The organism is Stieleria neptunia (assembly GCF_007754155.1).
Classification (GTDB): domain Bacteria; phylum Planctomycetota; class Planctomycetia; order Pirellulales; family Pirellulaceae; genus Stieleria; species Stieleria neptunia.
The window spans coordinates 9,560,037-9,573,641 of record NZ_CP037423.1; the positions used below are offsets into that span (position 1 = coordinate 9,560,037).

General features: G+C 59.5%; 9 protein-coding genes. 4 read left to right on the top strand and 5 right to left on the bottom strand.

Translation table 11 applies throughout. The features are described from left to right. The first annotated feature begins 2 nt into the window (after positions 1 to 2). Together Enr13x_RS33300 and Enr13x_RS33305 are read left to right on the top strand one after the other, a co-directional pair. Positions 3 to 548, top strand: a complete 546-nt coding sequence (locus Enr13x_RS33300; protein ID WP_145391181.1) for a Uma2 family endonuclease — start codon at positions 3 to 5, stop codon at positions 546 to 548. A 373-nt stretch (positions 549 to 921) separates the two neighbouring features. Next, positions 922 to 2,334 (top strand): sulfatase family protein, encoded by a 1,413-nt coding sequence (locus tag Enr13x_RS33305; protein WP_145391182.1) that lies wholly within the window; start codon positions 922 to 924, stop codon positions 2,332 to 2,334. A 341-nt stretch (positions 2,335 to 2,675) separates the two neighbouring features. Here the strand turns inward: Enr13x_RS33305 and Enr13x_RS33310 are convergent, their stop codons facing one another. From Enr13x_RS33310 to Enr13x_RS33330, 5 genes are all read right to left on the bottom strand, one after another. Beyond that, positions 2,676 to 3,992 (bottom strand): amidohydrolase family protein, encoded by a 1,317-nt coding sequence (locus tag Enr13x_RS33310; protein ID WP_197455541.1) that lies wholly within the window; start codon positions 3,990 to 3,992, stop codon positions 2,676 to 2,678. A 287-nt stretch (positions 3,993 to 4,279) separates the two neighbouring features. Beyond that, positions 4,280 to 7,513 (bottom strand): amidohydrolase family protein, encoded by a 3,234-nt coding sequence (locus Enr13x_RS33315; protein ID WP_231743931.1) that lies wholly within the window; start codon positions 7,511 to 7,513, stop codon positions 4,280 to 4,282. Positions 7,514 to 7,743: 230 nt separating this feature from the next. After that, complete coding sequence (locus Enr13x_RS33320; protein WP_145391185.1) at positions 7,744 to 7,953, bottom strand: dodecin; 210 nt, start codon at positions 7,951 to 7,953, stop codon at positions 7,744 to 7,746. Positions 7,954 to 8,107: 154 nt separating this feature from the next. Then, complete coding sequence (locus tag Enr13x_RS33325; RefSeq protein WP_145391186.1) at positions 8,108 to 9,385, bottom strand: transaldolase family protein; 1,278 nt, start codon at positions 9,383 to 9,385, stop codon at positions 8,108 to 8,110. A 75-nt stretch (positions 9,386 to 9,460) separates the two neighbouring features. Beyond that, a complete protein-coding gene (locus Enr13x_RS33330) occupies positions 9,461 to 10,075 on the bottom strand; it encodes a DedA family protein (RefSeq protein ID WP_145391187.1) in 615 nt (204 codons plus the stop codon). Between the two features lie 316 nt (positions 10,076 to 10,391). Between Enr13x_RS33330 and Enr13x_RS33335 the strand changes: the two genes are divergently transcribed. Next, positions 10,392 to 11,342 carry a hypothetical protein gene (locus Enr13x_RS33335; protein WP_197455542.1) on the top strand — a complete coding sequence of 317 codons (951 nt, stop codon included), beginning with the start codon at positions 10,392 to 10,394 and terminating at the stop codon, positions 11,340 to 11,342. 486 nt (positions 11,343 to 11,828) lie between these two features. After that, complete coding sequence (locus tag Enr13x_RS33340; RefSeq protein ID WP_197455543.1) at positions 11,829 to 13,571, top strand: WD40 repeat domain-containing protein; 1,743 nt, start codon at positions 11,829 to 11,831, stop codon at positions 13,569 to 13,571. Positions 13,572 to 13,605: the final 34 nt, after the last annotated feature.

The window sequence follows — 13,605 nt, forward strand, 5'->3', positions numbered from 1 at the left end:
CGATGTCGTTTCAAACGGAAACACCCGGCAAATTGGGCTATGCACATTACGTGGGTTTCCCCGATGATGGCCGCCGTCATGAAATCATCGATGGAGACCACTACGTGAATCCTGCTCCGAGCACGTATCATCAAACCGTCTCCAAGCGACTGCAGTATCAGCTTTACACCCAATTCGAACTGGCAGGTAAGGGGCTCGTTTTTGATGCTCCTGTTGATGTTCAATTGACGGCACACGACATCGTCCAGCCGGATCTGGTCGTCATTCTTAACGCCAAAACCCAGATGATCACTCCGACCAAGATCAAGGGCATACCGGATCTGATCGTCGAGATTATTTCGCCATCGAGCTCGGACAACGATCGAAAGCTAAAGAAGGAACTCTACGAGCGAGTCGGGGTGACGGAATACTGGATCGCCGACCCGTTTGAGCACTTGATTGAACAGTGGGTCCTGCAATCAGGCGGTTACCAAATGCAGCCGGTTTCGGATCCGCTCTGCCCGACGATCGATCCCCAGGTGCGGGTCCCGATGAGCGAGATCTGGTGACGCGATCCGTCATGGACGAGCCCCCCATCCCAGCGGGAAGCGTTAGCGAGCGGCACATCCCAGCGGGAAGCGTTAGCGAGCGGCGCGTGACGGGGAGCAAACACAACCGCCCGCCACTGGTTGACGGTCTGTTGATTGAGTGAGCCGTGACGCGTAAGCGGCCGGGCATTCTGGGGGCCGCCCGAGGCCTTACGGCCAGCGGCTCACCATTGACTCAGCAGATCCCGAATCAATCAACAGCCCGCTGAGGCCCCGTGGCGGCACCTGGACCGCCCACTCATGCCCGCGATTTCGTCTATCCTGTTGGGTTCTTTCACTCGCACCGTGAAGTCCAGGTGCTGAAAATGAACCTCCCGCCCACCAAGAACGAACCATGCCCCGTGTCTCCGCGATCCGCTTTGCGCTGATTTGCTTTGCCTTGCTCCTGCCGCGCTATCTCGATGCGGCGGACACCAAACCGAACTTTGTGATCATCTTCGCCGACGACCAGGGCTACGGCGACTTGGGCTGCTTCGGCTCGACCAAGATCAAAACGCCGAACATCGATCGGATGGCCGCCGAAGGCCGACGGTTCACCAATTTCATGGTCGCCTCCCCGGTCTGCACCCCGTCTCGGGCCGCCCTGCTGACCGGATGCTACCCCAAACGCGTCGGGATGCACCAACACGTCTTGTTTCCCGCGTCGACCAAGGGACTCAATCCGACCGAACACACCATCGCCGACCACCTGAAAGCCCAAGGCTACGCAACGGCATGCTTCGGCAAGTGGCACCTGGGACATCATCCCGAAACGCTGCCCCAGCAAAACGGGTTTGACACCTACTTGGGGATCCCCTACTCCAACGACATGAACCATCCGGACAACCAGGGCAAGCCCCGGGTGCCGTCGGACGAATTGTGGAAGAATCAGGAAAGTGCGATCACGTTGTGGAACACGCCGCTGATGGAAAATGAAAAGATCGTCGAGTTGCCGGTCGATCAACGCACCGTCACGCGGCGCTACACCGACCGAGCCGTCGATTTCATCAAAACCAATCAAGACGCCCCGTTTTTCCTGTACCTGCCGCATTCGATGCCGCACATTCCGCTGTATGTCCCCGCAGATGTTTATGACCCCGATCCGCAAAACGCGTACACCTGCGTGATCGAGCACATCGACGCCGAAGTCGGACGGGTGATGGACACGATTCGCGAACTGGACTTGGCCGACAACACCTACGTGATCTACACGTCCGACAACGGCCCCTGGTTGCAATTTAAAAACCACGGCGGTTCGGCCGGACCGTTGCGGGCCGGCAAAGGCACGACGTTCGAAGGCGGCCAACGGGTGCCCTGCGTGATGTGGGGGCCCGGCCGCATTCCCGCCGGAACCGAATGCGACGAACTTGTCGGCACCATCGACTTGCTGCCCACCATCGCCGCGATCACCGAATCGCCACTTGCCAAAGACCGCAAGATCGACGGCATGGATGTCTCGGGACTGTTGACCGGAACCTGGGACCAAACGCCGCGTGAGGAGTACCTGTACTACACCTCGCGAGGCGCCATCGAAGGGCTGCGGAAAGGCAAATGGAAACTGCTGGTCAAGAAGAAAACCCCACCACGCAATCGGCCCAACGCCAAAGTGCCCCCGCCGGAGATTTTGTTGTTCGATTTGTCACAAGACATCGGCGAGCAAACGAATCTGGCTGCGGAAAAACCAGAACTCGTCGCGTCGATGCGTTCCCGAATGGAAGAGCTGGACGCCGAAGTCACCGCCAACGCAAGAGAACCCTGGCGCAAGTAGTGGGATAGGCTTCCAGCCTGTCATTCCACTTGTTCCCGGGCTCCGCCTGGGAACACACTGCAACGGAGGCTCCTGCCTCCTAACCCCAACCGCGTGTGGCGGAAGCCACACCGACATTGCGCTCCAAGGCGGAGCCTTGGAACGAGTTTCCACTTGTTCCCGGGCTCCGCCTGGGAACACACTGCAACGGAGGCTCCTGCCTCCTAACCCCAACCGCGTGTGGCGGAAGCCACACCGACATTGCGCTCCAAGGCGGAGCCTTGGAACGAGTTGCTGGGTAGGTCACGCTGTGCGTGACAATTGGCATGCACAGCATGCCCTACCGTTCACTCCCACGTTTGTCACGGCTGCTCATACTTGCGGCGATACTTCTCCGCCAGCGTCTTGTGCTTGCTGCCCAGGTCGACTTCCGCGCCGGCGACGTAGGCCGCGGTGACATGGGACTCGGTCTGCAAGACATCGCCGTCAACGACGATCAACGTGGCGTCTTTGCCGACCGTGATCGAACCGACGCGATCGCCCACGCCCATGATCTCCGCCGGCGCGAGCGTGATCGCCCGAATCGCTTGATCGGCCGGCAACCCGTACGCCACCGCGACGGCGGCATGGTACGGCAAATTCCTGGCCGCCGCCCCGCCACCGGGACTGCCCGACCCCGCACCACCGATCGCGAAACGAATCCCCGCATCCATCAACCGACGCGGCAGCGTGTAGGGGTGGTCATAGGGATCATACCGTCGCAGTGGCAATCGATACGTCGCGTGGACGATCACCGGCACGTCGTATTGCTTCAGCATCGCGGCACACAGCGGTGCGTCATAGCCGCCATAGATGATCGGTCGGATCCCGCGCGAAACGCAAAACGAAACCGCCGCTTCGATTTCACGTCGCGAATCGGCGTCGATGATCATCGGCGTCGTGCCTTCCAGCACCGGCACCAACGCTTCCAGACGCAAATCCGTCGGCGTCGCGTCCGGGCGTGCCTGCCGGGCGATCGCATAGCGAGCCGCGGTCTCCAATCGATCCGAAAGTCTTTTCAATCGTTCATCACGATCCTTGGCCCGATCCGCTTCGTTGCTTTTGCGCGAATCGTAGCCGCGCCAGTCGACCACCAGCCCGGTATCGCCCTTGATCAGCATGTCCTTGTACGTCCAGCCGTCCAATTGAATCACGCCCGACTGGCCGCGGATGTCCCCGCGTTTGGGCGCGATCGACGCCAGCAGCACGCCTCCGGCCCTGGCGACCGGGATCCATTCGCTGTCGGCATTGACCGCGACCCAAGGCCGCAGGTTTCCGTTTTCGTCTCCGACCTCGTCGGTATCGATGGTGGAACGCACCGCGTTGACTTCCGCCAGTCCGATGTTGGACAGCGATTCCATCAACCCGGGATAGACGTGTTTGCCGGCGACGTCGACCGTCTTGCATCCCTTCGGCAACGTCACTTTTTTCCCCACCGCGGTGACCTTGCCTTGGTCAAAGACGACGGTGCCGTTGTCGATGGGTTTGCCGTCGACGGGATGGATCGTCCCGCCGACCAGCGCGATCGGTTTGGTTTGCGGAGCGCCGGGGATCTGGTCGTGGGCGGCGGCGGTGCCGGCGAAGCAAAGGATCATCGCAGCGACCGTCGCCAGACGGTGGATCGGTGAGTGGCGATTCACGGTTCGACCTCCATTCGCTTCGCTCGCCCTTCCGGGCAAGAGCGTGACGTGCGTCCTCGTTGCCAGGCTCCGCCTGGCAACGCAATGCACCGGAGGCTCCGCCTCCCAACCATCGTCTTCAACTCGTCCCCAGGATTCGCCTGGCAACGTTAGCCCGTTGTGGCTCCCGCCACGCACCGATGGCGGCCTGGAGGCGGGAGCCTCCATGACAGTGTGTTCCAAGGCGGAGCCTGGGAACAAGGTAAAAGTGTCTTGCGAGGCGTCGCCGCGCGTTGAGTTGCGTTGATTCATCGTTGCACTCCCCCGTGGTTGTGTCCGGCGTGTTGGTCTTGTTCGTCGTCGTGGTCGTGCCCGTGACAAAACTCGTCGTACCTGAACCAGCGATCTTCTTCTTCGATCTCTTCATCTCCTCCTTTGGAGCGTCCAAAACCCTTGTCGAGTATTTTCCCGATCAGCAACGAGCGCCAACGCGCATCACGCTGATGACGCTCGCGATCCTGTTCCAGTGAAAACATCCTCCGGCCGTCAACCCACGTCTGCTCGCAGCGCGACAGCGTCGACAATGGCGGCCCGCTCCATAAAACAACGTCGGCGTCTTTGCCGATTTCGATGGAACCCACATGGTCGTCGATCCGCAGTTGCATAGCCGGATTGAGCGTCACGAACTTCAATGCCTCCTCCGCCGGCACGCCGCCGTATTTAACCGCCTTGGCGGCTTCGGTGTTTAAATGCCGTGCCAGTTCGCGATCGTCGCTGTTGAAGGAAACGACGATGCCGACGTCATGCATGATCGCCCCGTTGTAAGGAATCGCGTCGTAGACTTCGAACTTGTACGCCCACCAGTCCGAGAACGCCGACGCCATCGCACCGTGCTGTTTCATACGGTCGGCGACCTTGTAACCTTCCAAGATGTGTTGCAGCGTCCCGATGGTGACGTCGAATGTGTCCAGCAAATCCAACAGCGCCACGATCTCGTCTTGGCGATAACTGTGGCAGTGAATCCAACGTTCGCCGCGGAGGATCTCTGCCACCACGTCGAGTTCGTAGTCCACCCGCGGTGGCAATCCGTCGCGGCGGCCGCTACGCCAACGCCGATGCTGTTCGTCGTATTCTTTCGCAGCCAGAAACCTGTCGCGGAACAACTGTTCGACGCCCATGCGGCTGGCCGGGTAGCGAGTCGGTGACTCGGATCGGTTGCTGCGTTTGACGTTTTCCCCGAGCGCGAACTTGATGCCCGCCGGGGCCTCGGCAAACTTCATCGCCTGCATGCCATCGCCCCAGCGCAACTTGATGACTTGGTTTTGCCCGCCGATCGGATTGGCCGATCCGTGCAAGATGTTAGACGTCGTCAATCCTCCGGCGAGTTGACGGTAGACATTGATGTCGCTGTTGTCGATGAAGTCGCCGACGCGAACTTCCGCCGTCACCGCTTGCCCCGATTCGTTGACACCGCCGTCGGTGCCCATGTGTGAGTGGCAATCGATCAACCCGGGTGAAAGGTGTTTGCCGCTTGCATCGACGATCACGCAGTCCTTGGGCGGCTTCAGCGAAACACCGATGGCGTTGATCTTGCCCGCGACGACCAACACATCGGTGTTTTCAAGCACGCCGCGATCGCTGCACGTCCAAACGGTCGCGCCGCGAAACAGAACGGCGGGTGCAACGGGTACGGGTTCGGTCACGCCGAGTCCGCCGAGCGGGTACGTGATGGCGATTTCATCCAAGAGCGAATCGTCGGCTTGCTCCGAGTCGGATTTCTCATCGTCGGAATCTTCGTCTTCGTCGCCTTCCTGATCGTCCGCGTCCGATTCCACAGAATCTTTCTCGGCGACCTCGGCACGTTGCCAGTCCAGCGTTTGCGGCGTCCCATCGGGCATCGTTAGAGTCGAGAACACGTTCAACGCGTCCGCTTCGGCGACACTGACGATCGTGATCCGCGTCGGTCCGGCGGGCATTCGGCTGTCGGCACCGCTCAGATCCACCCAGGCGGTCAAGCGATCGACGGCACGGGTGACCTTGTTCAGTCTGGCCGAGGCCTGGTCGCTGTCCTTGTTGTCCGAATCGTCCTTCTTCTTGTCGGGCTGTGTTTTGGGCGGGTTCTCGCTGATCACGTTGCCGGACCACTTCTTCTTTTCCCGTTTCAATTCCAATCGGACCGGAATACGTTTTCCATCGACCCTGACCTTTGTTTTCCAAGTTCCCTCCAACGCGTCGGGCTGCGGACTGGACGCAGCGTCGTGTTCGAATCGTTTTCCCGCCACCCAGGTCTCCAAGACCTTGCCCTCTTTGTCGAACAGGTCTCCCTCGGTCACGATCAAGTTGGCCAGCGAACCGGCACGGACTCGACCGGCGATTTCGTCGACACCGAAAAGGCGCGCCGGTGTGGTCGTGACCGCGGCCAAGGCGGTATCGGCCGACAAGCCACGTTCAACGGCGGCGCGAATGTTTTTCAGAAACGACTTGGGATCGTCCAGCCCATCCGAAGTCAAGCAAAACGTCACACCGGCCGACGCCAGCAAGGCGGGGTTTTCAGGTGCGAAATGCCAGTGCATCAATTCCAGCGTCGTCACATCGTCGGCCGCCGCTTCGGAGCTGACATCGGGTGCGTCGGGGAAATCGACGGGGATCAACAGCGGACGGCCGGTGTCGGCGATCGCGTTCAAGTCGCGATACTCCCGCCCCGAACCACGGATCAACAGATCCAGCGAAAACTCGCCGGCGATCTGCTCGGCCCGCAATGCCATCCGTTCATTGGGCGCATCGATGACAAACAGGCCATCGGTTCGGTCATCGGCCAGACGGGCCAGGTCGTCGTTGCGGGTTGGTCGCGGCAATTCGGGTTTGGCGGTGTAGGCTTGCCACGCCCGCGTGTACCAATCCGCATCGGCCAGCGTTTGACGCAGCAGTGCGATCGCCCCCATCGGCGAATTCGGATAGCTGTCGCGGCGTTTGTCGCGCGGCACGGTCAGCTGTAGATGCTGCGCGACGTCATCATCGACCAGGCTGACGCGACTGTTCCCATCGAGCAACACCAAACAACTCGAGCCCTTGACGATCGCCCCCCGCGGCGCGATCAACCGCATGGTCACGCCTTGCGTCCGCGATGCCGCGACATCCGAGACCGACTGGATCGCCGTTGCGGCCGCACGCCGTGGCAGCACGTTTCCGTTCCAGTGTCCGGTACCGCCGGTCGGCGGCTCCGGCGTGTCCACTTCCCCATAGCCATCGATCAGACCGGCGTAGATCGACTTTCCGGTGCAGTCGATGACGTGGGCTCCGTCCGGAGGGGTGAGACCGGTGCCCACCGCAACGATCGTCGTACCCTGAATCGAGACCGACGCGGATTCCAAGACCTGACCGGGTTGAACAACAACCCGGGCGTCCTTCAAAAACACACGGTCCGGGGGATTTTCACGGAGTCCCACGACGGGGCGGGCGTCACCGTGATCTTGCGCCACAGCGGTTGAAATCGCGATCAAGAACAGAAAACAGCCGAGTAGGCAATTGCTTTGGCGCAGCATCGTGGTCACACAGTCGGCGGGTCGAGGTTGGTAGGCTGCGGCCTATTGTAGCTCGATTGTCGGTCGATGCTGAGATGACAGGCTAGCGGTGGGGTAAGCTTCCAGCTTGCCGTCTCGTTTCACTCGTGAAACGCAAGCTGGACGCTTACGCCACTTTCTTGCTGACCCGAAACGGAGAGCATTTTAGAAGGCGCCGCACTCGACAGGCTATCTATTTTTTGGACCCCCGTTCACTGCTCGAGCGTGAAGCCGATCTTGATGGTGACTTGCCAATGACCGATTTTGCCTTCAATGATGTCGCCGCGAGTTTCGGTGACTTCAAACCAACGCATCTCACGCACGGTCTTGGACGCCTGAGCGATTGCATTTGCCACGGCGTCTTCGATGGATGTTTTGGACGTCCCGGTGATCTCGATCTTTTTGTAGACGTGGCCTGGCATGGATGGGTCTCCTTCGCTGGGGATGGCTAATCGATGGAACGCTTCCCCTATTATGATCGCTCTGGACAAATCATGTCCAGCGATTGCAAGGGACGATGGAAATTGTTCCCGCAACTTGGCTCGGTCGGTTTTACACGGCAACGCGTGCGTCAAATCAACGCAGGTGCTCTGAAATCCGCTGATCCAGTTTAGCTTGAGCGTCCGCAAACGACGCCAGCCCCGCCAAGGTCATCAGACTGTCAATCGCGATGTCGCCGCGGACGATCCGCTCTTGCCAGCGTTGGTGGTTGGGAATCTTTCCGTCTTCGGCAATCGTGCTCAACTCCTCGTCCGCCATCACCGGGAACAAGTCTTCCAGATCGTAATCAGCGGCCATCAACCTCAACTCCGCAGCATCCGTCGGAGGGGAGAGGATCGCCTTCTGCACGAACGACCGCTCGATCTTTCGCACCGCCCACAACTTTTCCAATTGCACCGTTTCAGGATCAACCTTGTCATCGAGATAGACATCGTACGTGTCGTGGAGTTGAGATTGCCACGGATCCTGCAGTGCCTCCTCCGCCTGGCGAGCGACTTTGGTAGGCATCGTGATCACATCGACACCGGCCAGACGCGGCAACTGCGAAGCGTCGCGGAGGCTGGCGGCGATCTGTCGCGTGTCGGTCGTTGGCAAGCCGCGGGTGAACGTCGCGACTTCGCCTTGACTGGCCAACGTCGTTTTCTCTCCGACCAGATTTCCGTCGCCCAATTGATTCTCAGCGACATAGGAGTTCAATCGCCCCAGAAACACATTCACGAACGACGGCCGCGAGAGTGCGGTGGCAACGTAGTTCTGCCGGGCGCTGAACCCGAGCGTACAATTGACACGAATGTCTTCGTCACGGAGTTGCTTGATCGCAATCAGGCCCGCGGGTGTGAGCGGCACCTTGACGACAAAAAACTCGGGACAGATCTGATGACAGCGTCTCGCATAAGCCAAGGTCGCTTCGCTGTCGTTGGCGACATCGGTATGAAGTTCGACACTCACGTCGCAGCGAAACCGCTCGACCAACCGCAACGCGTGACGGACATTCAGGATGAATGCGATCTCGCGCACCAACGCTTGTTCGGACAGGTTGCCAACCACGTCTTGAGCCGACGGAATCAGGTCGTCATAGATTCCGTTTTGAATCTCGCGGTTCAACAACGTGTTGTTGGTCGTGAGCCCACTGAACTGTTCGTTCCAGAGCCGATCGATCGACTCGATGTCTCCGCTATCGATCCAAAGCGATGTTTCAGCACCGTTGATTCGTTGCCAGAACGAACTCGACTGGACCGTGTGCGGTGGCGAATCCAGGTCGATGCCATCGCGGACAAAGTCAGCGATACGCTCGACCTGCGGAGAATCGAGGGAGATGATTTCGATTGATTTGGCCGTGTCTAAGTTTGACATGCTCGTTAGCTCCTATGGTTAAATCGTTTCAGATGCAAAGTTTTGGATCGGCGAGGTTGCAGACAAAGCGTTTCATCACGGCTTGGCCACGTGTCGGCCCCACCCGTCTTTGACGAACCGGGCCAGCCACCAAACAAACAGACCGGCAACAACGACAGTGCTCACCCAGCTCAACGGTGCCACCAATTGCTCGTAATGATCAGCCAACCACCACCCCAATGCGGCCAGCAGCGCGGTCCAGAGCACCGTTCCCAGCGCGGTGTACAGACAGAATTTCCCGATCGGCATGGCGGCAAATCCCGCCGGCACGCTGATCAGGGTTCGCAACCCCGGGATCATTCGACAACTGAACACCGCCCAATGCCCCCATCGCTCGAACCACTTGTCCATTCGCTCGATGTCGGAACAGGAGAGAGTCAGCCACCAGCCGTGCCGCTGCACCCACGCGGTCAATCGTTCCTGCCCCAACCAGTTGGCGAAGAGGTACCACAACAGGGCACCGAGAAAGGAACCGACGCTACCCACTGTGACCACGCCCATAAACGACAGGTCACCTTGGCTGACGGCGTAGCCGGCCCACGGCATGACCACTTCAGACGGGATGGGTGGAAAAATGTTCTCGACCAGCATCATCAGACCGACGCCGACAAGACCAAATTGATCAAGAATATCGTGAATCCAGTTGCTCATGCGTGTTGTCCTCTCAAGCATTCCGTCCGGATGTGTTGCAAGTCAAATGCCGATCCGACGTCGCACTCGGATACGAGAGCGCAACGCAAACGCCTCGTCGCAGGGATTGCGTCGAAGCCGTCACGTTTGATGTGCGGCATGGTCGATTTCAGAACAACCCTTGGTCGGTGACGCACCCACCTGACCGCTCCCACGGACATGTCGACCAGGATGCGTCCCCCACGTTCAAGCGGAACGGGTCTTCCGCTATCGACGCTCGATTTGGTATGGGCTCGTTTACCGTCGCTTCGCCACCAACCGCCTCGCCATGGAAGGAATGATGTCTCTCACCCGAATTGCTAGCTTTGCGTGTGTCGTCGTCCTCGGGGTTTGCACCGCGGAGGGTGCGGATCCGCCGGTCACCAGCTCAGGACCGTTCGCCGATGGCAAGGTGATTCACGCGGTCGGCAGCGGGACGGCCGCTTCGCGTGTGCTGCAGAAGACGTCTTTTATCGCCCCCAAGGGACAGATCAAGTTTGAGGTTCAAATCCTGTCGGTTGACTCCGAGACACGCGACAAGATTTACGCCGAGTTGGGTGACGAGAAAGTGCAGACGCGGATCACGCAGGTGACCGATCCGTCCGTCGAGATGATCGCCGATGATGAACTGACCCTCGGCAGCCGTCACACCTTGACGACCAGCAGCATTGTCTCCACCGCCGTGATCAGCCCTGACCAAGTCGAACGGTTGTACGCGTTGGCAAACGAGAGCGGGAACAGCAAGGTGCTCGCGCGACCGAACATCATCGCCGGCGATGGACAAGCGGCCTCGCTGCAGCAGCAGGTGCAACGTCCGTTTCTGTCGGACCTGCAGGAGGTCGAGCACGAAGGCCAGGTCGCAGTGCAAACCGGCATCCAAGTGCTCAGCGAAGGCACCGACGTGACAGTCTTGGGCGAGGTCGACGGCGAAGCGTTGAAGGTGCGGACCAAGATCCAACATTCACGCGTTGCCGATGTTCAACAACACCACGTCTACGGTGTCGGCGAAGGACAAAAGACGATCCAGGTGCCCAGCCATGAAGTGCGCCAGGCGACCGCGACGGCAAGATTGTTGCCCAAGCAAACGCTACTGCTCGATCCGTATTTTCAGTCCACCGATCGCCCCGACGCCGTCGCGGGGACACCGATCCTGTCGAACCTTCCCTACCTGCAAAAGACATTCAAGCAGGCCGAACCGAAAGCGGTTACGATGAACACCATCGTGTTGCTCAAAGCGAAACGGCTGTAACGGAAGTCGCGACAGAACCAATCGACAACCAGCGCCGCAATTCCTCGACATCGAAAGACAATCGACGGAAACCACCACATGTCGCGCACCGCGAAACTCTTAATCGTGTTGGTGAGTTTGCTCGTGGCGTTTCCTTTTGCGTATCCGCTGTGCCGTTCGTACTTCCGCGGTGATGTCGCAACAATGCGACCGGATGCCGTTGCGACGAATCGCGTGACTCCGGCTGGGCCGGCCAGGGGGAATCCTCCAGTCGCCGACTCGCCATTGGCCGTGCCCCTGCCAGATCGACCGAAACCCGATCTGGTTGTTCCGTCGATGGAGGTTTCTCAATCGGGTGGGCAACAGAACTGGCGACTGAATTTGCAAGCGCCGGGGGCAGAGCTGAAAGCATTTCGATTGCTCTTAGCTGCCAGAGGCCGGTCGTCCGTACATCCGAACAAGCCGATTCTCGCCAGCCCTCGTGGACGGAACGTTCAGTTGTGGGACATGGAAACCGCCACGCTGATGGAAACACGGCGTATCGATCCATCGGCCGACGACACGTTTTTCACCAGCGCAACCTATTCTCCCGATGGTCAGCTCCTCGCATTCGGTTCTCCCTACGGCCCGATGAAGTTGTTGCGGATTGCCGACGACTCTCTGGTACCGATTCCCACCGATCGCAGCATCAACGCGGATCGGATCGCATTCCATCCCGACGGCCAGCGATTCGTGGCGGTCGGCGAGCGGACCCCGGAGGGACGCAACATTCCCAATGCTCATTGGATCGATTTACGCAGCGAACAGTCGCATCCATTGGTGTCCGATGACGTCAAAGTGGTCGATGCAAACGTCAGTGACGACGGAGCATTCATCGCCATCGCGGAGACGCAAGCGATTTCGATTTACGAAACCTCGTCACTGCAACAGCGAGTGCGATTTCCGCTTACCGAGCAACCGACGCTCGTCGCCCCCAGCCCAGACGGAGATTGGATCCTCGGATTGACCGACGGAACCGTGCGAACCTGGTCCGCCCAAACCGGTCAGTTTGTGGAAAATAGGAATCTTCAAACCGGTCCTCGACGCGTGATCGCCTTGGACCGATTCGACGACAGCAATCGATTCTGTGTCTTGACGGGCGAGGAAGAAATACTGATCTGGGACCGCGACACAGGGTCGACTCGTGTCATCGGGCACCACGAGACCGCGCATGGGATCAGCGCCCTTGATGGGCAGAAGGGCGTCGTCACGGTCGGATTCAACAACGGAACACGCCTTTGGCACCTCCCCAGCCAGGACGCGATTGCTTCGCGGCCCGGTCCCGAGTCTTCTGCCGATTCGGTTTTGGCTTGGTCACTGGTCACCGCTTCGTCAGACGGTTCAAGGATCGCGGCCGTCGGTCAATACGTTCACGTCTGGAATGTCAGCGACGGGAAATGCATCACGGCGTTCGAGCCTGGGACGCGTTCGATTCATGACGTTCACTTGTCGCCCGATGGATCGTTGATCGCGCTGGTCGGTCAGGGATTGACGACGGAGGTCTGGTCGGTGAACGACGGCCGTCCGCTTGCCCACTATGCCGATCCCGCGGGGAAATCTCGATGGCCCACCAATATTGATCGTCGATCCCGATGTGTTCGTTTTTCGGAGGATGGCCGACAACTTTTGGTGGCCGAACAGGACGCACTTCGGATCTACGATGTTCGTTCGCGAGAGCGTGTGGTCGAATTGGCCGAAGTCGCACCACGAACCGGCACCGTCCGGATCTCGATGATCCAAGCCATCGACATCGACGAGCGAAGCGGACGCATCGCGCTGGCACAAACGAACCGCATCGTGATCTGGGACCCTGAAGACGAACGTGCATTAAAAACAGTGCAAACCCGAGGTTCGCTCGATTCGGAACACCCGGGTGTGTTCTTCTCCGCAGACGGAAAACGCATCGTCGCCGGCCATTTCTCCCGCGTGGTGGTCTACGACGTCGACTCCGGACGCGTCATTGACGAATTGAGATCACACTGGGTGCACGGCAGAGTTGGTGATGATTGGTTGGTCAGCGATCGTGGCGGCCAACTGTCACGCTGGTCACCGGCGACCGAATTCGTCCCCGCGTACGAGCGAAAGCAGCGCGGCGAGAACCTGAATCCCCTGATGAAAGTGCGCGGCCAGTTGAAGGACATTGCGTTGACAGGGGATCGACAGATGGTGCTGATCGACCAGGACGAAAAGCCCCTGCTGTATCGCAGGTGAAACAAGTCGTCACAGGCGGTGTTCACTGCGCAGG

Excerpts from the sequence above, each read along its gene's own strand:
- Enr13x_RS33305 (WP_145391182.1), top strand. The coding sequence starts at position 922 with ATGCCCCGTGTCTCCGCGATCCGCTTTGCGCTGATTTGCTTTGCCTTG.
- Enr13x_RS33340 (WP_197455543.1), top strand. The coding sequence starts at position 11,829 with ATGGAAACCGCCACGCTGATGGAAACACGGCGTATCGATCCATCGGCC.
- Enr13x_RS33320 (WP_145391185.1), bottom strand. The coding sequence starts at position 7,953 with ATGCCAGGCCACGTCTACAAAAAGATCGAGATCACCGGGACGTCCAAA.
- Enr13x_RS33315 (WP_231743931.1), bottom strand. The coding sequence starts at position 7,513 with ATGCTGCGCCAAAGCAATTGCCTACTCGGCTGTTTTCTGTTCTTGATC.
- Enr13x_RS33335 (WP_197455542.1), top strand. The coding sequence starts at position 10,392 with ATGATGTCTCTCACCCGAATTGCTAGCTTTGCGTGTGTCGTCGTCCTC.
- Enr13x_RS33300 (WP_145391181.1), top strand. The coding sequence starts at position 3 with ATGTCGTTTCAAACGGAAACACCCGGCAAATTGGGCTATGCACATTAC.
- Enr13x_RS33330 (WP_145391187.1), bottom strand. The coding sequence starts at position 10,075 with ATGAGCAACTGGATTCACGATATTCTTGATCAATTTGGTCTTGTCGGC.
- Enr13x_RS33325 (WP_145391186.1), bottom strand. The coding sequence starts at position 9,385 with ATGTCAAACTTAGACACGGCCAAATCAATCGAAATCATCTCCCTCGAT.